This is a genomic window from Bradyrhizobium sediminis, assembly GCF_018736105.1.
GTDB lineage: Bacteria > Pseudomonadota > Alphaproteobacteria > Rhizobiales > Xanthobacteraceae > Bradyrhizobium.
Map to the genome: position 1 here is coordinate 923852 of NZ_CP076135.1, position 19375 is coordinate 943226.

Sequence of the window (19375 nt, forward strand, 5' to 3'; positions counted from 1 at the left end):
TATGGTGCCCCTGGCCGGAATCGAACCAGCACTCCTTGCGGAACTCGATTTTGAGTCGAGCGCGTCTACCAATTCCGCCACAGGGGCATTTCGCGACGCCGGCCGAAGGGCCGGGGTCGTGAAGCGGGCGGAATATAGCGGCCGGTGAGGGCGGGTCAACCCGCGGGTTTGGAAGCTGCTTCCAATCCCTCGTTACCCGAAACGGCGCCAAAGGCCCCCAGCCGCCCAAAGACACTCCAGTGTGATCGTGGCTCGCCTCGACAGCGCCGTGGCTGCAGGATACGACGCGGTGGACAGGAGACGATCGTGACGCTGAACGCCACCGCAAGCCAGTCGCATGTGCCCATGCAAGCCCACCCCGCGTTTACGGCGGCGCTGGCGATTGCCGTCATTGCCGCGGCGACGCTGGCGGGGGCGTGGTTCTTCGAGCTGGTGCTGGATATCCGTCCCTGTCCGCTCTGCCTCGAGCAGCGCTACGCCTATTATCTGGCGTTTCCGCTCGGCATGCTGGTGGCGCTCGCCGCCATGAAGGATGCGCCGCGCGCGCTGCTGCTGGCCGGGCTCGCCATTCTCTTGACTGCCGCGCTCGGCAATGCCTGGCTCGGCGCCTATCACGCCGGCGTCGAATGGCAATTCTGGCAGGGGCCGACCGAGTGCTCGGGGCCGGTGGTCAATCTCGGCAGCGCCGGCAGCCTGCTGGAGCGGCTCGACACCGTGAAGGTGGTCCGCTGCGACGAGGTGCAGTGGCGCTTTCTCGGCCTGTCGCTGGCCGGCTACAACGTGCTGATCTCGCTCTTGATGGCCGCGATCGCAGGCTGGGGAATTGTCCGGCTGCAGCGCCGCTGACGTCGGCTCCGCGTGCCCACCACCTTGGTTTGCCGAGAAATGGTGGGCACGGCGCAAGCGCGCCTTTGCCCACCCCACGTTCTGCACACACTAATCGTCGACGTCTTCCTGCGGCCGGCCAAACAGATGGACGATGCCCGGCGTGGTGATCGAGACGAACACGAAGCGCGACAGATGGTGTGCGCCGACGAAGATCGGGTCGATGTGCAGGGTCAGCGCCAGCGCCAGCATGGCGTCCATCGCGCCCGGCGCGAACGCCACGATGATGTCGGCCACCCGCACATTGGTGGTCAGCGCGATCACCGCGACGAAGACGGCCGAGATGACGATGGCGATAGTGAACGATCCCAGCGCCGCATGGACATGGCTGAGCAGGGTCCTGGTCTTCATCCGCGCAAAGCGGGTGCCGATCACCGCGCCGATCCCGACCAGCGCCACGTTGCGCATCCACGGCGGCAGGCCGCCTTCGATGATGCCGCTGCCATGCAGCACGCTGGAGCCGATCATCGCGCCGAACATCCAGCTCGCCGGAAATTTCAACAGCCGCAGCAGCAGCGCCACCGCGACCGAGGCCGCGATCAGCCCGGCCAGTTCGAGCGGGGAGGCGATCGCGCCCGCCGCAGCCGGCGGCGCGGAGGAGGCGACCCCCATCACCGCCAGCAGCAGGGGAAGTGCGGCAGTGAGGATGATCACGCGCATGGTCTGCACCACGGCGATCGCCGGCACGTCGGCGCCCTTCTCGACCGCGAGCATGGTGATCTGCGACAGCGCGCCGGGGCTGCCGGCCAGCAGCGCCGAGGTGCGGTCCCAGCCGTGCACGCGCTGCAGATAGAGGCTGGAGCCGAAGGTCGCGCAGAACGTCGCCAGCGCCAGCAGCGCGATGGTCAGCGGATAGGTGCCCATGTTGTGCAGCATCTGCTGCGACACCAGCGAGCCGAGCGTGATCCCGAGCAGCAGCAGCACCGTCTGGGTCAGGATCGGCGGCATGGCGAGCGGCCGGCCCGCGATCGCGGCGATACCCGCCGCGATCATCGCGCCGGAGATCAGTCCGCCCGGCAGGTTGAGGAAAAGAAACAGCGCGCCGCCGGCGGCGCCGATCGCGAGCGTCTCGAGCACGTTGAGGATTCTGGCGCGGCTGGGAAACGCAGCCGCCATCGATGCGGGGATCAGGCTCACGTCGCCTTATGGCAAATCCGCGCGGCGGGGACAAATGCGCTCATGCGACTGCAGCAATGCGCTTTCCTTCCTCCGGCGCGGCCAACCCCTGCAAACTTTCTGCACGCGCGTTGCTCGCAAAATGTTGACCGAACCGTCAACCCGCGCGTTGCCGCACGCCCCGGTTGCGCTAGGATGGGGACCTCAAGGATTGCCATGCCCAGGGAGACAAGAATGAGCTTTCAAGTCAAATTATTCTCGGCCGTTGCGGTAACGGCGTTGACGGCGTTCGCGGCGACTTCGTCGGCGCAAGCCCTGACCGCGCAGGAATGCAGCGCGAAGTACCAGGCCGCCAAGACCGCCGGCACGCTCGACGGCCAGAAGTGGAACGACTTCCGCAAGGCGCAGTGCGGTGCGGACGCCACCGCCGCGCCGGCCGCCGCATCCGCTGCGCCCGCCGCGCCGAAGGAGGCGGCCGCCAAGCCGAAGAAGGACGCCGCGGCTGCCGCAACGCCGGCGGCGCCGGCCGGCCCCGCGGTGTTCCCATCCGCCGTCGATCCGAAATATGCCAAGGAAACCGCCGGCAAGGCGCGGATGCACACCTGCGTCGACCAGTACAACGCCAACAAGGCCGCCAACGCCAATGGCGGCCTGAAATGGATCCAGAAGGGCGGCGGCTATTACAGCGAGTGCACCAAGAAGCTGAAGGGCTCGGCGTAGGCGCCTTTTGCCCGGCAGCGCGGCCGGTTCAACCGGCCGCGTTGCAGTTTCCATGCTGCCAGCGTAGGAGTTTGGAGAAATTTCTTCCAGGAATCACGCCGTGCGAGCGAGGTTGCGAGCGTAATGATCTCGGCGATGCAGGGCGTGCTGGGGCTGGCGTCGGGAGCGCTGGTCGGATTTTCGCTCGGACTGGTCGGCGGCGGCGGATCGATCCTCGCGGTGCCGCTAATGGTCTATGTGGTCGGCGTGCCCAATCCCCATGTGGCGATCGGCACCAGCGCCATCGCGGTGGCCGCCAATGCCGCGGTCAATCTGTCGAACCATGCGCGCGGCGGCACCGTCCTGTGGCCGTGCGCGCTGACCTTTGCGGCGGCGGGGATCGTCGGCGCGCTCGCCGGCTCGATCCTCGGCAAGATGATGGACGGCCAGAAGCTGCTGGCGCTGTTCGCGCTGTTGATGCTGGTGATCGCCGCGTTGATGCTGAAGACGCGGGCGCGGGTCGGCCTGCCCGGCGTGCAGATGAGCTGGACCAACACGCCGGCCATTGTCGGCCTCGGTCTGGCGACCGGGACGCTGTCCGGCTTCTTCGGCATCGGCGGCGGGTTCCTGATCGTGCCGGCGCTGATGCTGGCGACGGGCATGCCGATCATGAACGCGATCTCCTCGTCGCTGGTCGCCGTGACCGCGTTCGGCCTGACCACGGCGGCCAGCTACGCCTGGTCCGGATTGATCTCGTGGGGGCTCGCCGGGCTGTTCATCGCCGGCGGCATCGCCGGCGGATTGATCGGAACCCGTTTGGCGCAGCTGCTGGCAGCGCGGCGCGGCGCACTTAATCTGGTGTTTGCCGCTGTCATTATTGCAGTGGCGCTCTATATGTTGGCGCGCAGCACGTATTTTTCCTGAGCGCAGAAGATGCCGGGCGCCGGCCGGAGACCACAATGACAAAATCGATCGAGCCGGACCGGTTGTTTCGGCCGCTTACCCGGCGCCAAACGCTCGGCGCGCTCGGGGCGGGCGCGCTTCTGCTCGGCCTGGACATCGCGCCGGGCTCGGCGGCCGCCCAGAACGACGGCGAAAAGGTGCTGACCGAAGCGCTGGTGCTGCGCGATCCCGATATTCCGGTCGCCGGCAATCCCGATGGCGACATCACGATCGTCGAATATTTCGATTTCAACTGCCCCTATTGCCGCAAGATCGCGCCGGAGCTGCGGCAGGTGGTGCAGGACGACGGCAAGGTCCGCCTGGTATTCAAGGACTGGCCGATCCTCGGCGAGGTCTCGGTGCTCGCCTCGCGGATGGCGCTGGCCAGCAAGTACCAGGGCAAATTCATTCAGGCGCATGAAGCGCTGATCGGCGTCTCCTCGAAACTGACCGCGCCGCGAATTCGCGAACTGCTCGCAGGGGCAGGCATCGACCTCGACCGCCTCGACCGCGACCTCGCCGCCAATGCCAAGGCGATCGACGCGATCATCGCCCGCAATGGCGAACAGGCGGAGGCGTTCGGCTTCAAGGGCACGCCGGCCTTCATCATCGGCAAATTCCGTGTGCCGGGCGTCCTGACCATGGCGCAGTTCGATCAGGCCATCGCCGATGCGCGCAAGGCGGCGAAGAAGAAGTAACGTCGCAACGATTCAAAAAGGCGCCCCCGTCGAGGACGAGGGCGCCCGGCTTCGCGGAGATATCTCAGGACGACGACTATTTCGACGACAGCTTGATCCAGTCGTCGTGTGCGCGCCGCTTCAGCAGATTCCATTCGCTCGCCGCGACGTCCCAGTTCACGATGGTGCGATTGGCCGAAGCCGCCTGGCCGTTAGCGACCGTCGAGGTCGATTGCGAATCGTAGACGTAGACGCCGCCGACCAGCAGCAGCGCTCCCAAAATCATTCCCAAGAAAACGCGCATGGCAAACCTCCGATGACGGCTGACAACGCAGTCGGGGTGGAAAGGTTCCCTGGCGAGCACGATTCCTCGCGTGACCTGATCACAGAGTAGTTGAGGTAGACAGCCGCTCACCGCCCGCCGCGCAGCCAGTTCAGGATTTCCGCGTTGATCTCGCGCGGATAGGTGTGGCTGAGATCGTCGAGCTCGCGATAGGTCACGTCGGCGCCGGCTGCGGATAACAGCTGGCGCGTCTGCCGCGCCACCTGCACCGGGAACATCCAGTCGAGCCGGCCATGCACGAGAAAGACCGGCAGGCCGCGCAACCGCTCCGCGTCGGCCATTTCAGCCATCAGCGGATGGAAGGTGGCGGAGACCGGGGCGAGGTGGGTGAAGGGAGAAGCACGCTCCAGTCCGCTGACGTAGCAGAACGTGCCGCCGTCGCTCATGCCGGTCAGCAGCATGCGATCGGGATCGATGTTCCACCGTCCGCGCACCGTATCGAGAATGCGGACGAGGTTCGCGCTGTCGGTGTCCTCTCCCATCAGCGACCAGGTGCTGCCGGTCGCGGTGGGCGCGATCACGATGGCGCCATGGCTGCGCGCATCGCGCAGCCAGCTCCACAGGAAACCGCGCCCGTTGCCGCTGCCGCCATGCAGCGCCATCACCAGCGGCCAGGCGCGGTCGGGCGTGTAGTATTCCGGCACATAGAGCGAGAAGCCGCCGCGGCTGCCGGGTTCGTTGTGATCGTGCTGGATGCCGGTATCCTCGTTGGCCGGCCCGGCGAGCCGCGCCAGCAGGCCGGCGTCCTCGCGCAAGGCCGGATCGAGAAAGAAGCTGGAGACCGGCGGCAGTTTGGCGGCCAGCGGGTATAGCGCCTCCTGCGCGCGCGGGGCATGGCGCAGCGCGCGAAACACCGCGATCAGATCGCCATTGCCGTTCTGGACCTCGCGCAATCCCGTGAACGCCGCCAGCGCTGCGTCGCTCGCCGTTTCGAGCGAGGTCCGTATTCCCGAAAATTCCTCCGGCCACTCCGCCAGCCGCGGACGCTCCGCCCGCAGCGCCTGATCCGGGGAGCCAGCGGCTTCCATGACCCGATCGAAATCCGGCGGGTTCAGGTGGCGTGCGATGAAGGCGAGCGCTTCCAGCGATTGCAGCAATGGCGGCAGCACGGCTACGATGTCGTCCACCACCGCCTCGCTCATCGCGCGTTCCCCATTTCCCGTCGATTTCGGAGCGCGTGTCGGCGCCAAGCGGATTCCGGTCCCGCCGATCGGCCCTAATGCAATCGCGGCGCCTTCAAGAGCTTCGCGCGATCGGTCGAGGTCAGCACCACGTCGAAGGTGACGCCTTCATGATAGACGGTCAGCGGCACGTCGACGCCGGCGGATCCGAGCGACCAGAGCTTTCGATAGAATCCGGTCTGGCTGGAAATCTTCTCGCCCTTCACGGCCAGGATGACGTCGCCGGCCTTGAGTTCGGCGCGCCCCGCCGGCCCCTTGCCGGCGATGCCGACGACCACGACCCTGTTGTCGATTTCGGTGGTGTACATGCCGAGCCATGGCCGCGCCGGCCGGTTGACGCGGCCGAATTTCCGGATGTCGTCGAGCACCGGCTTGAGCAGATCGATCGGCACGATCATGTTGACATGCTCGGCCCTGCCGTCGCGCTCGCGCTCGAGCTGCAGCGAACCGATGCCGATCAACTCGCCGTGCGTCGAGATCAGTCCGGTGCCGCCCCAGTTCGGATGGGCGGGATAGGTGAAGATCGCCTCGTCCAGCAGATATTCCCAGTAACCGGCGAACTCCTGCTTGGCGACGATATGGCTGGCGACCGACCGCGTGCGTCCGCCGGCGCCGCCGACCACGACGCGGTCGCCGACCTCGGCGGCGCTGGAAGAACCGAGCGGCAGCGGATCGAGATCGATGTGGCCGAGCGCCTGGACCAGGCCGAAGCCGGTCTCGGAATCGAAGCCGAGCGCGTGGCCTTCCATCACGCGGCCGTCGCCGAGATGCAGCCAGACGGTTTCTGCCTCGGTGATCAGATAGCCGATGGTCAGCACCAGTCCGTCGTCGATCAGGACGCCGTTGCCGGCGCGCTCGGTGCCCAGCGTGTCCGCGCTGAAGGCGTCGGCCGGGATGATCGAATGCAGGCCGACCACTGCCGAAAGCGCGCGGTCGAGATCGAAGCCGTAGTCGCCGGGGCGGGGCTGGTTCGCGGGCGGCACTTTCCATTCTGTCAATGAGGGCATGGAGATCTCCTGGCCAACCGGACGGGCGCGAGGGCGCGAAACCAGTGACAATCTATGTCGCAAACGGCCGTCATGAAAGTGTCGTGACGGGACTGAATACCGGCTGCGAACGGGAGCCGGCTTCTCGATCGCGATGTCCCGGAACCGGAACACGCGCTGGAAACGGGTCACATGGCGGTCGCGGCACTGAAGTTCTGCGGGTTTGCCTTGCTGTGCATGGCCGTCGCCGGTCAATCGCCAGGTAGAATCGAGCTAGTCATGCGCACCCGGGCCTCCCTGGTCTGTTCGCGCGGCGGCAGAATCCGGAATGCGCGGCCCTCTTTCAGCCATGCAGCGCGCTCGTCGCGCAACATGGTGCGGCGGACCTTGCCTGAATCGTCGCGCGGGCCGACGCCGACGATTTCAAAACTTTCCGGATGCTTGTAGCGGCTGAGCCGGTCGGCCAGGAAACCCGCCATGCCGCCGACGACGGCCGTGGCGTCGGCAGCCTCGGTCAGTTCGAGGATGGCGTGAATCCGTTGTCCGAGTTCGGGATCGGGCAGGCCGACCACGACGCAGGAGCGCACGTCGGGATGCGCCGTCACCGCGGCCTCGACTTCGGCCGGATAGATATTGGCGCCGCCGCGCAGGATCATGTCGGCGAGCCGGTCGCCGAGATAGAGGTAGCCCTCGGCATCGAGCCGGCCGATGTCGCCGAGCGATTCCCAGCCGTCGGAGCGGCGCTTCGGCTCGGCGCCGAGATAGTGATAGGTGCTGCCGGGGCCGTCGTTGGGGAGGAAATAGATTTCACCGGTCTTGCCCGGCGCGACATCGTTGCCGTCCTCGCCGATGATACGCAGGCTGGAGCCTTCAAGAATCTTGCCGACCGAGCCCCTGTGCGCGAGCCATTCGACGCCGGTGATGACGCAGGCGCCTTGCGCTTCGGTGCCCCCGTAGAGTTCGAAGATCTTTTCAGGACCCAGCCACTCGATCCATTTTTCCTTCAGCCAGGGTGGCATCGGCGCCGCCATGTGAAACACGACATTGAGGCTGGAGAGGTCATAGCGGTTGCGGACCTCCTCCGGCAGCGCCCAGATGCGATGCATCATGGTCGGCACGAAGTTGACCCACTGCACGCGGTTGTTTTCGATCAGGCGCAAGGTTTCTTCGGCGTCGAATTTCACCATCCCGGTCAGCCGTCCGCCCGCGAACAGTGCCGTATGCGACAGGATGAACGGGGCGTTGTGATAGAGCGGCCCGGGATTGAGCAACGATACGCCGCGGGCGATGCCGAGCCGCTGATCCACTGCGGTGTCGATCACCGCCGGCTGATGGTCCAGGATCACTTTCGGTCGTCCGGTCGAGCCGCCAGAGGTCATCGCCTTCCAGTAACGCGCCACCGGGCTTGCCATCGGTTCGTCCGAAAATCCTTCCGGCACAAACTCGGCGGGCAGGCGATTGGGCGCATTCCAGTTGGCCTCGCCGCCGACCACCAGCGAAGGCTGGAGTATCTCCAGCACCGCAGCGGCCTCGCCGCGCGGCAGCCGCCACGACAGCGACGTCGGCGTCGCGCCGCACTTCCACACCGCAAAACTGGTCTCGAAGAAGGCATTACCGTTGGGCAGCCCGATGGCGACGAAATCGCCGGCCTTGACGCCCTTGGCGGCAAAGGCGCGGGCGCGGGCGTTGGCGCCGCGTTCGAGCTGCTCCCAGGTCAGCGCGTCCTTGCCATGGCTGATCGCGACCGTGTCCTTCGGCTTGCGTTCGGCATACCAGCGCGGCACGTCGGCGATGGGAATCAGCATATTGGTCCTCCGTTATCCGGCTTTTGTCGATGCCGTTTATTTGCAGCGAACGAGGGCGCGGGCCGTACCCGGCCACGCTCCGTTCAGCAACGAAGGATGTTGTGACTGAAGAAAACCGCGGCGTCCATACGGGCGCCGGCGCGAGCAACGCCGCCTGGAAATTACGGATCGAGCTCGGTGTCCCAATATAAATAGTCCAGCCAGCTGTCGTGCAGATAGTTCGGCGGGAACAGCCGGCCGTTGCGGTGCAGCTGATGCACCGTCGGCGCGAACGGCGCCTGTCTCGGAAACATCCGCGCCTGCTGCGGCGTCAGGTTGCCCTTGCGCAGATTGCAGGGCGAGCAGGCGGCGACCACGTTTTCCCAGGTGGTCTGGCCGCCCTTGGAGCGCGGGATGATGTGATCGAAGGTGAGATCCTCCGGCGCCGCGCAATACTGGCAGACGAAGCGGTCGCGCAGGAAGACGTTGAACCGGGTGAAGGCGGGGTGGGTGGTCGGCTTGACGAAGGATTTCAGCGACACCACGCTCGGCAGCTGGATCTCGAAGGAGGGGCTGCGCACCGCGCGGTCGTAGTGCTCGACAATATTGACGCGGTCGAGGAACACCGCCTTGATCGCGTCCTGCCACGACCAGAGCGACAACGGGTAATAACTGAGCGGGCGGAAGTCCGCGTTCAGCACCAGTACCGGCCAACCGCCTTGTGAGACATGTGCGTTCAAGAAACGCTCCTGACCCCCATATTAGCTGCGAAGCAGCATGCGTTGACATACTACAGGCAGCGTGACGGGATTGTGAAGAGCGTTGCGGGCCTTATCCAGCGGGGGGAACCCGCTGGCGGTGGCATCCGGACGCGTCAGAAACTGCGGGAAGGCCGCACGGGCAGGCTGCGGTCGCCATTGGCGTCGCCAGATGCGACCGATTCTCGGCCAGCCCGTCGTCGTCGGCCGCGCGGGCTCCCCCGCGATGGCGGAATAATGCGCTAGATCTTTTCCAGCTTCTGCAGGCAGCGCGTCACGCCGACTTCCGGCGGCATCGGCGTATCCGGAAAGCTGGTCTTCCAGTCGGTGACGCCGACCTCGCCGACATAGATGTCGCCTTTGGAATCCAGCGCGATGCCGTGCGGGGCGAGGAATTTGCCGGTCTCGACGCCGGGGCCGTGCTCGCCGCCGAGCCGCGCGATGCGTTTGCCTTTGGAGTCGACGATGGCGAGGCGGGGGCCGAGATTGGGCACCTTGCGGTTGACCGCCATGCCGGGGCCGAGTTCGCCGATGATGAAATTGGGCTGCTTGCCGCCGCCGCAAGCGCACAGCGCGCAAGGGCGGTGCAGGTTGTTCCACTGCGTCTCGTATCTGCCGTTGCCGTCGAACACCTGGACGCGGTGGTTCTCGCGGTCGGCGACATAGACGAAGCCGTCGGCGTCGGTGACGATGTTGTGAACGATGTTGAACTGGCCGGGATCGGTGCCGGGCTCGCCCCAGGTCTTCAGCAGCCTGCCGTCCGGCGTGAACTTGTGGACGCAGGCATTGCCGTAACCGTCCGACACGTAGATCTCGCCCTTCGGCGACAGCGCGGTGTGGGTGCAGCGGTGGAACGGTTCGCCGCTCATGAACGGCGCCGGCTTGTGGGGAATGCCGATGGTCAGCAGCACCTTGCCGTCGGTGGAGCACTTGCGCACGGTGTGGTCGCCGTCATCGGTGCAATAGAGATTGTCATCAGTGTCGATGTGCAGGCCGTGCGCGCGGTTGAACAGGCCTTCGCCCCAGCTCCTGATGAAATTGCCTTCGCGGTCGAGCACCACCATCGGATGGGCGCCGCGGTTGAAGACGTAGATGCGGTCCTTGCTGTCGACCGCGACCGAAGCGACGTCGGTCAGGCTCCACCCCGCAGGCAGCTTCGCCCAGTTCTCCACCACGCGGTAGCGATGCTCGCCCGAGCCGAGAATGGTCGGCATGTGTGTTCCCCCAGAGTTCTGGATGCCGTCATGACGGAGGATGAATTCACGCCACCGCCGCTTCGGGCTCTGCTGTTGGCGCCACCCGCGGCAGCAGGCCTTCCTCGATGGCCTTGATCTGCAGCGCCAGGAATTTCGAGTTGATCCGGCACTGCGCCAGGCTGCCGGCGATGAACCAGAGGCCCGGCTGCGCGGTGCGCGTGTACATGTTGCGCAATTCCTGGCCTTCGCCGAATCCCCAGATCGGGCCGATGCGGCCGACGACCGCGTCGCCGAACAGTTTGCGCACCAGATGCTCCTGCGGCCGGTAGCCGGTCGCCAGCACGATCAGGTCGGCGGCAAGCGTCTCGCCGTTCTTCATCCGCGCGCCCTCGGCGACAAAGGATTCGATATCCGCAAACTGTCGCAGTCCGACCTTGCCGCCGGCGACGAGATCGGAGCAGCCGACGTTGAAATAATAGCCGCCGCCGCGGGTGAGATATTTGAACTGCCAGCCGGTACCGCCGTCGCCGTAATCGAGCTTGAACCCGACGCGCGTCAGGCCGTCGAGCAGTTCCTGATCGAGTTCTTTCGACTGTTTGGTCAGCATGACGTGCGTTCGTTTCGCCAGCGTCAGCGGCATCGACGTCGCGATCAGGTCGTTGTCCTCAGTCGTTCCCTCGCTATAGGTCGCGTAGGCCAGTTGCGCCGACGGTTCGATATTGGTGACCAGGGTCGAGCTGCGCTGCACCAGCGTGACGTCGGCGCCGCTCGAATGCAGATCCTGCGCGATGTCGTGGCCGCTGTTGCCGGTGCCGACGACGATCGCCTTCCTGCCCTTCCATTCCTCGCCGTCGGTGTACTGGCTGGAATGGATCACGGTGCCGGCAAAGTTTTTCAGGGTCGGAATATCGGGCAGGCTCGGAATGCCGCTGACGCCGGTGGCCAGCACCACATGCTGCGGATGCATCGTGCGCTTGCTGCCGTCGGCGCGGCGCAACGCCACGGTCCAGCGCTGTTCATTTTCGTCGTAACTGCCGCCCTCGAATTCGGTGCCGGTCCAGAAGTTCAGTTCCATGGCTTCGGCGTAGGCCTCGAGCCAGTTGGCGAGCTTGTCCTTCGGGATATAGGTCGGCCAGTTCGGCGGAAACGGCATATAGGGCAGGTGATTGACGTGCACCTGATTGTGCAGCGTCAGCGCGTGGTAGCGACGGCGCCAGTTGTCGCCGATCCGCAGCCCCCGGTCGACGATCAGGGTGTCGACGTTCAACTGCTTGAGACGGGCGGCGATCGCAAGGCCGGCTTGTCCGCCGCCGACCACCAGCACCACAGGATCGCGATCGGCATATTCGGCCGCGGCCTTGCGCAAATCGAGCCAGTTGGGGCCGCGAAAATCCCGCGAATAGGCCTGGCCGCGGGGCCGCGATACGCCGAGCTGTTCTTCGAAGCCCTTCAGTTCCTCGAGCGCGGTCAGCAGCGTCCAGGCCTTCAGCCGGTTGCCGTCGGAGGCATCCGGGACCAGCCGGAGCATCCCGCTGCCGCGGCCGGTAGCGGTCTCGAATCTGAAGATGGCTTCGATGCAGTCGGTGCCCGCGCGCATCACCTTGCGCGGCGCGGCCCGGGCGGGATCGATGGCAAGGTTCACGAGCGCCGCACCGGGCGCAAGGGCTCGCAGCCCTTGCAGGATGGCGTCGCGGCCGTTGATCGTCTGCAGCGTCCAGCTCAGCGCCAGCGCGTCGCGCCAAAAGCTGTCGGGAACGAACAGGGATTTCAGCTCGCCGCCGCCGGGCGCGCCAAGCGCGGATTCAAACTGCGCCAGCCAGTTTTCGGCAGCGATCGAAAGGTCCGATGTCTTGTCCAGCATGCGCGTTTCTCTTCGCCAGCCGTCTGCGCGGCGTTTCCCTGCGGAGAAGCCTATACCGTCCGGGATGGCGCAGAAAGGGCGCGATCGGATGCCGGCTATTCCGCCAGCGACAGGATGTGGCCCTGATCCGGCGGAACGCGGCCGTTCAGGGTATCGAGATAGACCTGGCTCACGGCGTCAGGCCCGCGGCCTTCGGTCACGGTGAGCCACTGGTCCAGCTTCGGGGCAAAGCCCGACCATGCCGCGCCGAACCTGACGTCGACGCCGCCGGGGCCCCATTCCTTGGCGCGCTTGCGGATCTGGTCGGGCGCGAAGAACCAGCTCGGCTTGGCGCCGGGCAGATTGCCTTCGACGCCGGAAGCGTCGTGATGGGTGAGGCCGATGCGGCCGGAATATTTCATCCGGTCGCCGAAATGCCGGTGCAGCGTCTCGCGCAACGCGCCGTTGCCCGCCATGTCCACATAGGCGACCGGCGAATCCGCCGGCAGCGAGGTCACGCGGTCGTAGGTTACGACCTCGTCGTAGCAGCCGAGCTTTTCGACGAAGGCGGTGTTTCCTGCCGAGGTCAGGCCGATCACCCGGACCGGCTTGCGCAGCGTGTGCAGCAGGTGCGCGAGGCCAAACGCGGTCTTGCTGGAGGCGCTGGAGAGCAGCACGCTGCGTGCGCCGAACAAATCGTTCTCCGCGAGATAGTCGTCGACCAGGAACGACAGCATGAACAGCGGCCGCAGCAGCGCCTGATAGTCGCCCTGCCGCCCGGCGAAGGCGGGGTCGCCGCTGACGCGGGCATAGGCGTTGTAGACCGGCGCCACCCCTTGCCGATGCGCGGCGGCATCGCGCAGGCCGCGCTTGCTGACGTCGGCGGCCTCGATCACCAGATGCGACGCCATCGGGAAATAGCCGAACAGCCGTTCTCCGATTGCGATGCCCGGATTGCGCGAGCCGATCACCTCGCCGAATCCCCACACCGGGACGTTGCCGAAATTCTCCGGCGCCGGAAACAGCTGCCAGTATTTCAGCTGCTCGCCGAGAACGGCGTAGGTGATGTTGTTGGCGGTGAAGGCGAAGCGCTCGACCTTGACCAGCAGCGCGTCGTCGGGCAGCGCCGCAGCATCAGGCAGCTGCGTCTCGATGAACTTGCACTGCTGCAGATCATTGCGCGCGACGATGAAGTCGGTGGATTTCATGGCTTTGATCCCGGCATTGTTCCTGCCGGCGATCATTGCCTTCGCCGATGACGGTTTTGCAACAGCTATCTTGTTTAAAACGGCGTTAGGTTTTTCGCAGCCGCGATCACGTGGCGGCGCGGAGGCTGCCGTCCTTGTGGAGATCGCGAAGCTTGCGTTTGAAGATCTTGCCGCTGGCCTCGCGCGGCAGCGCGTCGAGGAACTGGACGTCCTTCGGCACCTTGAAGTTGGCGAGATGTCCGCGCAGGAACTGCTGTACCGCAGCCGACGACAGCGCCGCGCCCGGTTCCTTTTCGATGCAGGCGAACAGCCGCTCGCCGAATTCGTCGTCGGGCACGCCGAACACCGCGCAGTCGCGCACGCCGGTCATGCCGATCAGCGCGTTTTCGATTTCGGCCGGATAGATGTTGACGCCGCCCGAGATCACCATGTCGCGCTTGCGGTCGCACAGGAACAGATAGCCGTCCTCGTCGAGGTAGCCGACGTCGCCGACGCTGACCAGGCCGTCGCGCCCGGCCTCGGCGCGCGCCTCGGCCTTGCCGTGATAATCGAAATCCGAAGTCGCGGTCTGCCGCATGAAGATTTCGCCGGGCTCGTTGACGGCGCAGGGTTGGCCGTCGGCGCGGAAGGTCCTGACAATGCCGCCCTCGATCGCGCGGCCGACGGTGCCGGGCTTTCGGAGCGCCTCCTCGGCCGAGTGCCACACCGGAATCCCGGTTTCGGTCGAACCGAAATATTCGTGCACCACCGGTCCCCACCAGTCGATCATCGCGCGCTTGACCTGCGGCGGGCAGGGCGCGGCGCCATGGACGATGAAGCGCAGCGACGACAGGTCGTAACGGCTCTTCACTTCCTCCGGCAGCCGCAACAGCCGCACGAACATGGTCGGCACCATATGCATGTGGGTGACGCCGTGGCGCGCGATCAGCTGCAGCATGTCCTCGGGATCGAAGCGCGGCTCGAGCACGATCTGGCAGCCGTTGCGGAACGCCAGCATGCCGTAGGAGTTCGGCGCCGAATGGTACATCGGGCCGTTCATCAGGATGACCTGATCGTCGTTTGGCTTGATGCCATAGGCGATGGCGCCGACCCGCGCCGATGCCGCGAGCTGTTCGGGCCGCATCGGCTTGCGGCGCACGCCCTTGGGCTGGCCCGTGGTGCCGGAGGTATAGAACATCGGCGAGGCGCCGATCGGCGGCGCTAGCGACGGCGCGTGGCGGTCGCGCCAGCTGTCCCAATCCGTCATGCCGTCGGGGACTTTGGTCAGCGCCGGCGCGACATTGAACGCCGCGGCGATTTCAGGCGGGGTTGCCACCACCAGCAGCCGCAGCTGATCGGGCAGGCCGTCGCGGATCTGCGGCAGCAGGTCGGCGTGGCAGACCAGGATGTCGGCGCCGCTGTCGGCCAGGATGTAGCCGACCTCTTCGGCCTTCAGATGCCAGTTGATCGGCACCACCGGGCTGCCGAGCGCCGCCGCAGCTCCGGCGACCTCGAAGAACGCGAAATCGTTGCGCAGCATCATGCCGACCGGCGCGCCGTCGCGCAGGCCGAGCGTCCGCAAGCCGGTTGCAGCCCTGGCGATGCGGGCGTGAATCTCGGGATAGCCGATGCTGCGGTCGCCGCTGATGATCATCTGTGTTTTCCCGGCGGCTCACCGGTCGTCCAGAATATCGCCGAAGCCGACCCAGCTCTTGCCGTTGAAGCGCCGCAGCCGCAACTGCTGGAACGGCAGATAGTCGTCGGGCCCGGTCGACACCGTTATTCCCGGCAGCAATATCGGCAGCGAAAGCCCGTGAAGCGAGGTCGCCTGTTTCAGGATGTTCTCGCGGCTGAAGTCGTCCTTGCACGCCTTCAGCACGTTCATCAGCAGGCTGGCATAGTGATAGCCGGCGGCGTAGTTCGAATTGTTCAGGTCAGCATTGGGCATATATTGCTTCATGAAGGCAAAATATTCCTTCACCCCGGCGTCGCCGGCCCATTGAGCGTCGAGCGTGTCCTTCTGGTTGCTCGACGAGATCAGGCCGACGGCGTTTTCCAGTCCGGCCGGCGCCAGGAACGAGATCGATGACGCCGAGGTCGGCACGAAAAACAGATCGGGTTTCCAGTTGAGTTCGGCCGCGCCCTTGATCATCTGCGAGGTGAATTTGCCGAGCACCACGCCGAACATCACGTTGGCGCCGGAAGCCTTCAGCGTCGCGAGCTGCGAGCTGATGGTCGGCGCGCTGGTCTCATAGGTCGCTTCCGAGACGATCATGGTCGCGGCCTTGGCTCCCAGCCCGCGCTTGAAACCGGCGACATAGTCGCGGCCGAAATCGTCATTCTGCGACAGGATCGCGATTTTGGCGTCCGGCTTGGCTTGCAGGATGTACTTGGCGTAGACGACGCCTTCGGATTCGTAGGCCGCCATCCCCGGCATGGTCCATGGAAAATTCTTCGGGTCGGCCCATTTGGTCGCGCCGCTCAGCACGAACAGCTGCGGCACTTTCTTGCTGTTGAGGTAGCGATGCACGGCATTGTTGGTGGCGGTTCCGAGCGAACCGAACATCATCACCACTTCGTCCTGTTCCACCAGCTTGCGGGTCTGCTCGACCGTCTTCGGAGGCGAGTAGGCATCGTCGAGGCTGATGAATTTCACCTTGCGGCCGTTGATGCCGCCTTCGGCGTTGACCTTCTCGAAGAAGGCCTCCTGCGCCCGCCCGATGATGCCGAACCCGGATGCCGGGCCGCTGTAGGGCAGGGTCTGGCCGATGCGGATCTCGCCTTTCGCGCCATCGTCGGCGGCAGCCGTTACGATGCCGCCCAGGATGATACCGCTCAAGCCGAACGCGATAGCCAATGCAGGTCCCGACAGTCTCATCGTCCCACTCCCTCTGTTTGATTTATTCTTTTCGAAACCGGATCGCGCTCAGGCGCGCGCCCGCTTGAGAAAATCGACGCTGGCTTGTCCGAACTCGGCTTTCAGGCGATCCACCAGTTCGGCGACCGGCGGCGCGTCGGCGATCTGGCCGATGCCCTGGCCCGAGCCCCAGATGTCGCGCCAGGCCTTGGCCTTGGTATTGCCGCCGGAGCCGAAATTCATTTTCGTCTTGTCGGCGACCGGCAAATTATCGGGATCGAGACCCGCGGCCACGATCGACGGCCCCAGATAGTTGCCGTGCACGCCGGTGAACAGGTTCGAATAGACGATATCGTGCGCGGCGTATTCCGTCAGCGCCGCCTTGTAGGCCGGATCGGCATTCGCCTCCTGGGTGGCGATGAAGCGCGTGCCCATATAGGCGAGGTCGGCGCCGAGCGCGAGCGCGGAAGCGATGCTCCAGCCGTCGGAGATCGCGCCCGACAACAGGATGGTGCCCTTGAACCATTGCTTCACCTCGCGCAGCAGCGCGAACGGCGATAGCGTGCCGGCATGTCCGCCGGCGCCGGCGCAAACCAGAATGAGGCCGTCGACGCCCTGTTCGGCGGCCTTGCAGGCATGCTTCACGTTGATGACGTCATGGAACACGACGCCGCCATAGGAATGCGCGGCCTCGACGATCTCCAGCGGCGGGCGCAGCGAGGTGATGATGATCGGGACCTTGTGTTTGACACAGGTCTCCATGTCTTTCATCAGCCGGTCGTTGGAGGCGTGGCAGATCTGGTTGACCGCGTAGGGCGCGACCTTTTTCTCCGGATGCAGCGCCTTGTATTCGCCGAGCTCGTTCTCGATGCGGGTCAGCCACTCGCCGAGCTTCTCGACGGGACGCGCGTTGAGCGCCGGGAACGAGCCGACCACGCCGGCCTTGCATTGGGCGATGACGAGCTCGGGGCCGGACACGATGAACAGCGGCGAGCCCACCACGGGCAGTTCGAGCGTATCGACGAGCGAAGCAGGTAGCGGCATTTCATCCATCCCTTCGAGACGCGAGGCCGGCGAGCCGGCGGGCCGGCCCGGGGCCGGAACGCGTCGGTTTGTTGTTTGCAAGCGCCGGCCGGCGAAGCGGTCTGCGCCGCAGGGCGCCGGCCCGATGCCGCGCATTATAGGGCTGGACGGGTGCCCGGAGGCTGTTCAATATTGAACGGACAAGCTGCCAGGAATGAACAGCAAGGACGCGGGAGGCGAGGACGCCGATGGACTGGGACCTTTGCAGGACCTTCGTCGCTGTCGCCGAGACCCACAGCTTCGCGGCGGCGGCGCGCCAGCTGCGCTCCAGCCATCCGACGGTGGGCCGCAACATCGCCGTGCTGGAGGAGCAACTCGGCACGCGGCTGTTCGCGCGCTCCAATGAAGGCCTTTCGCTGACGGCGCAGGGACGCAAGTTCCGCGAGCATGTCGAGGCGATGGCGGCCGCGGCACTGCGCGCCGAAGCCGCGGTGTCGGCGACCGGGCGGCATGCCCGCGGCGTGGTCAAGCTGTCGATCGGCGCGACGCTGGCGGCGCATTGGCTGATGCCGCGGATGGGAGCGTTTCTGCGCGAGCATGACCATCTGCAGCTCGAGATCATCACCCATCCGTTTCCGGCCAGCGTCCGCCGCCGCGAGGCCGACGTCGTCTTGCGTCCGGTCGACAGCGGCGAGGAGAATCTGATCGGCCGCAAGGTCGGCCGCCTCGGCACCGGGTTCTATGCCTCGCGCGACTACGCGGCGCGGCGGCCGCTGCCGGAGCGGCGCGACGAATGGAGGGGCCACAGCGTGATCGGCTTTGCCGACCGCGAGTCGAATGCGCATCTGGCGCGCTGGAGCGACCTGATCACGCGGCAGGGCACCGTCGTGATGCGCTGCTCGTCGCAGGGCGACATGCTCGCGGCGGCGCGGGCCGGGCTCGGGATATCGGCGCTGTCCTGCCTGGTCGCCGAGGCCTATCCCGATCTGGTCCGGGTCGCGCCGCAGAAACTCGCCAGCGTGTCGGATCTCTGGCTGCTGGCGCATCCGGACCTCGTCGAACTGCCCGCGGTCCGCGCCGTGATCGGTTTTGTCACCGCCTGCGCGCGCGAGGATCGGGTCCGGCTGCGCGGTTGAAGGGGTAGGGGCGCGGGCACTGGCGCCCCGGACGCAGCGCAGCACGAGCGCCGCGATTCGAGGTCCACTTACTTTGCATGGGGTTGTTTTCGCTTTTTTTTGTCCAGGCCATGCATCTAGCCCGCGATCACGCCCTCGCGCTTCTTGAGCACCCGGTAATAGCTCCACCACAGATGTGCCGCCGCACCCCGCAGCGGCCGCCACGGCTCTGCCAGCGGCGCCATCTGTTTGGCGGTCGGACGCGTCTTCAGACCGAGGCCGATCTTGACGGCTTCCTGCACGGCGAGATCGCCGGCCGGCCAGGCGTCGCCATGGCCGAGGCAGAACAAGAGATAGACGTCGGCGGTCCATGGGCCGATGCCGTGCAGCGCGGTCAGCGTATTGTGCGCGGCGTCGGCGTCCTCGTTCGCCAGCACGTCGAGATTGAGCCGCTCGGCCGCGATCTCGCGGGCCAGATTCTTCAGGGTCTTGATCTTGGCCGCCGACAGCCCGAGCCGCCCGAGCCGGTCGGCGCGCGCCTTGCGCAACGCGTCATGATGAAACGGGTCGAACGCGGCGCTGACGCGCCCCCAGATCGCCGCGGCGCTGGCGGTCGACACCTGCTGGCCGCAGACGATGTGCGCAAGACCGGCAAAGCCGGGCTCGCGCCGCCGCAGCGCCGGCATTCCGGCGACCTCGAATACCGGTTTCAGCCGCGGGTCCTGCTTCACCAGCACATGGACGGCGTCTTCGAGGTCGGCCTGGGTCTCGAGATGGATGAGCATG

General features: G+C 65.9%; 18 protein-coding genes and 1 tRNA gene. 5 read left to right on the forward strand and 14 right to left on the reverse strand.

The genetic code is table 11. The features are described from left to right. Positions 1–2: 2 nt before the first annotated feature. A tRNA-Leu gene (locus KMZ68_RS04450) sits at positions 3–87 on the reverse strand. Between the two features lie 258 nt (positions 88–345). On the opposite strand from KMZ68_RS04450, the gene KMZ68_RS04455 reads away from it, so the two are divergent. Next, positions 346–846, forward strand: a complete 501-nt coding sequence (locus KMZ68_RS04455; RefSeq protein WP_215616190.1) for a disulfide bond formation protein B — start codon at positions 346–348, stop codon at positions 844–846. Positions 847–936: 90 nt separating this feature from the next. Here KMZ68_RS04455 and KMZ68_RS04460 read toward each other — a convergent pair whose 3' ends face one another. Next, a complete protein-coding gene (locus tag KMZ68_RS04460) occupies positions 937–2022 on the reverse strand; it encodes an AbrB family transcriptional regulator (protein ID WP_371741411.1) in 1086 nt (361 codons plus the stop codon). 213 nt (positions 2023–2235) lie between these two features. Here KMZ68_RS04460 and KMZ68_RS04465 point away from each other — a divergent pair, with 213 nt between their 5' ends. From KMZ68_RS04465 to KMZ68_RS04475, 3 genes are all read left to right on the forward strand, one after another. Continuing rightward, positions 2236–2721, forward strand: coding sequence for a hypothetical protein (locus KMZ68_RS04465; RefSeq protein ID WP_215614677.1), 486 nt, complete (start codon positions 2236–2238; stop codon positions 2719–2721). A 123-nt stretch (positions 2722–2844) separates the two neighbouring features. After that, complete coding sequence (locus KMZ68_RS04470; RefSeq protein ID WP_215604916.1) at positions 2845–3624, forward strand: sulfite exporter TauE/SafE family protein; 780 nt, start codon at positions 2845–2847, stop codon at positions 3622–3624. 35 nt (positions 3625–3659) lie between these two features. Further along, a complete protein-coding gene (locus KMZ68_RS04475) occupies positions 3660–4340 on the forward strand; it encodes a DsbA family protein (RefSeq protein WP_215614678.1) in 681 nt (226 codons plus the stop codon). A 76-nt stretch (positions 4341–4416) separates the two neighbouring features. Here the strand turns inward: KMZ68_RS04475 and KMZ68_RS04480 are convergent, their stop codons facing one another. The 11 genes from KMZ68_RS04480 to KMZ68_RS04530 form a co-directional block, all read right to left on the reverse strand. Beyond that, complete coding sequence (locus tag KMZ68_RS04480) at positions 4417–4623, reverse strand: hypothetical protein (RefSeq protein ID WP_215614679.1); 207 nt, start codon at positions 4621–4623, stop codon at positions 4417–4419. 107 nt (positions 4624–4730) lie between these two features. Next, positions 4731–5804: a phospholipase gene (locus KMZ68_RS04485; RefSeq protein ID WP_215614680.1), complete on the reverse strand. Its 1074-nt coding sequence runs from the start codon at positions 5802–5804 to the stop codon at positions 4731–4733. A gap of 74 nt (positions 5805–5878) precedes the next feature. Next, positions 5879–6850, reverse strand: a complete 972-nt coding sequence (locus KMZ68_RS04490) for a S1C family serine protease (protein ID WP_215614681.1) — start codon at positions 6848–6850, stop codon at positions 5879–5881. A gap of 230 nt (positions 6851–7080) precedes the next feature. Next, complete coding sequence (locus KMZ68_RS04495; RefSeq protein WP_215614682.1) at positions 7081–8634, reverse strand: AMP-binding protein; 1554 nt, start codon at positions 8632–8634, stop codon at positions 7081–7083. A gap of 161 nt (positions 8635–8795) precedes the next feature. Next, entirely contained in the window at positions 8796–9353 is a 558-nt protein-coding gene (locus tag KMZ68_RS04500) for an HNH endonuclease (protein ID WP_215604922.1), read from the reverse strand. A gap of 260 nt (positions 9354–9613) precedes the next feature. Then, positions 9614–10585, reverse strand: a complete 972-nt coding sequence (locus KMZ68_RS04505) for a peptidyl-alpha-hydroxyglycine alpha-amidating lyase family protein (protein ID WP_215614683.1) — start codon at positions 10583–10585, stop codon at positions 9614–9616. A gap of 46 nt (positions 10586–10631) precedes the next feature. Beyond that, the gene (locus tag KMZ68_RS04510; RefSeq protein ID WP_215614684.1) at positions 10632–12428 is read right to left on the reverse strand and encodes a flavin-containing monooxygenase; all 1797 of its coding nucleotides are present in this window, start codon (positions 12426–12428) and stop codon (positions 10632–10634) included. Between the two features lie 95 nt (positions 12429–12523). Further along, the gene (locus tag KMZ68_RS04515) at positions 12524–13615 is read right to left on the reverse strand and encodes a DUF2855 family protein (protein WP_215614685.1); all 1092 of its coding nucleotides are present in this window, start codon (positions 13613–13615) and stop codon (positions 12524–12526) included. Between the two features lie 106 nt (positions 13616–13721). Next, positions 13722–15248: an acyl-CoA synthetase gene (locus KMZ68_RS04520; protein ID WP_215614686.1), complete on the reverse strand. Its 1527-nt coding sequence runs from the start codon at positions 15246–15248 to the stop codon at positions 13722–13724. 18 nt (positions 15249–15266) lie between these two features. Then, positions 15267–16472 (reverse strand): ABC transporter substrate-binding protein, encoded by a 1206-nt coding sequence (locus KMZ68_RS04525; protein WP_215614687.1) that lies wholly within the window; start codon positions 16470–16472, stop codon positions 15267–15269. 48 nt (positions 16473–16520) lie between these two features. Next, positions 16521–17495 (reverse strand): NAD(P)H-dependent flavin oxidoreductase, encoded by a 975-nt coding sequence (locus KMZ68_RS04530; protein ID WP_215614688.1) that lies wholly within the window; start codon positions 17493–17495, stop codon positions 16521–16523. Positions 17496–17722: 227 nt separating this feature from the next. On the opposite strand from KMZ68_RS04530, the gene KMZ68_RS04535 reads away from it, so the two are divergent. Beyond that, entirely contained in the window at positions 17723–18610 is an 888-nt protein-coding gene (locus KMZ68_RS04535; protein ID WP_215614689.1) for a LysR family transcriptional regulator, read from the forward strand. Positions 18611–18726: 116 nt separating this feature from the next. Here KMZ68_RS04535 and KMZ68_RS04540 read toward each other — a convergent pair whose 3' ends face one another. Continuing rightward, entirely contained in the window at positions 18727–19374 is a 648-nt protein-coding gene (locus KMZ68_RS04540; RefSeq protein ID WP_215614690.1) for a DNA-3-methyladenine glycosylase family protein, read from the reverse strand. Position 19375 lies beyond the last annotated feature (1 nt).

What these genes read in the sequence shown, in the direction of transcription:
- KMZ68_RS04455 (WP_215616190.1), top strand. Translation starts at nt 346, where the DNA reads ATGCAAGCCCACCCCGCGTTTACGGCGGCGCTGGCGATTGCCGTCATT.
- KMZ68_RS04465 (WP_215614677.1), top strand. Translation starts at nt 2,236, where the DNA reads ATGAGCTTTCAAGTCAAATTATTCTCGGCCGTTGCGGTAACGGCGTTG.
- KMZ68_RS04470 (WP_215604916.1), top strand. Translation starts at nt 2,845, where the DNA reads ATGATCTCGGCGATGCAGGGCGTGCTGGGGCTGGCGTCGGGAGCGCTG.
- KMZ68_RS04475 (WP_215614678.1), top strand. Translation starts at nt 3,660, where the DNA reads ATGACAAAATCGATCGAGCCGGACCGGTTGTTTCGGCCGCTTACCCGG.
- KMZ68_RS04480 (WP_215614679.1), bottom strand. Translation starts at nt 4,623, where the DNA reads ATGCGCGTTTTCTTGGGAATGATTTTGGGAGCGCTGCTGCTGGTCGGC.
- KMZ68_RS04485 (WP_215614680.1), bottom strand. Translation starts at nt 5,804, where the DNA reads ATGAGCGAGGCGGTGGTGGACGACATCGTAGCCGTGCTGCCGCCATTG.
- KMZ68_RS04490 (WP_215614681.1), bottom strand. Translation starts at nt 6,850, where the DNA reads ATGCCCTCATTGACAGAATGGAAAGTGCCGCCCGCGAACCAGCCCCGC.
- KMZ68_RS04495 (WP_215614682.1), bottom strand. Translation starts at nt 8,634, where the DNA reads ATGCTGATTCCCATCGCCGACGTGCCGCGCTGGTATGCCGAACGCAAG.
- KMZ68_RS04505 (WP_215614683.1), bottom strand. Translation starts at nt 10,585, where the DNA reads ATGCCGACCATTCTCGGCTCGGGCGAGCATCGCTACCGCGTGGTGGAG.
- KMZ68_RS04510 (WP_215614684.1), bottom strand. Translation starts at nt 12,428, where the DNA reads ATGCTGGACAAGACATCGGACCTTTCGATCGCTGCCGAAAACTGGCTG.
- KMZ68_RS04515 (WP_215614685.1), bottom strand. Translation starts at nt 13,615, where the DNA reads ATGAAATCCACCGACTTCATCGTCGCGCGCAATGATCTGCAGCAGTGC.
- KMZ68_RS04520 (WP_215614686.1), bottom strand. Translation starts at nt 15,248, where the DNA reads ATGATCATCAGCGGCGACCGCAGCATCGGCTATCCCGAGATTCACGCC.
- KMZ68_RS04525 (WP_215614687.1), bottom strand. Translation starts at nt 16,472, where the DNA reads ATGAGACTGTCGGGACCTGCATTGGCTATCGCGTTCGGCTTGAGCGGT.
- KMZ68_RS04530 (WP_215614688.1), bottom strand. Translation starts at nt 17,495, where the DNA reads ATGCCGCTACCTGCTTCGCTCGTCGATACGCTCGAACTGCCCGTGGTG.
- KMZ68_RS04535 (WP_215614689.1), top strand. Translation starts at nt 17,723, where the DNA reads ATGGACTGGGACCTTTGCAGGACCTTCGTCGCTGTCGCCGAGACCCAC.
- KMZ68_RS04540 (WP_215614690.1), bottom strand. Translation starts at nt 19,374, where the DNA reads ATGCTCATCCATCTCGAGACCCAGGCCGACCTCGAAGACGCCGTCCAT.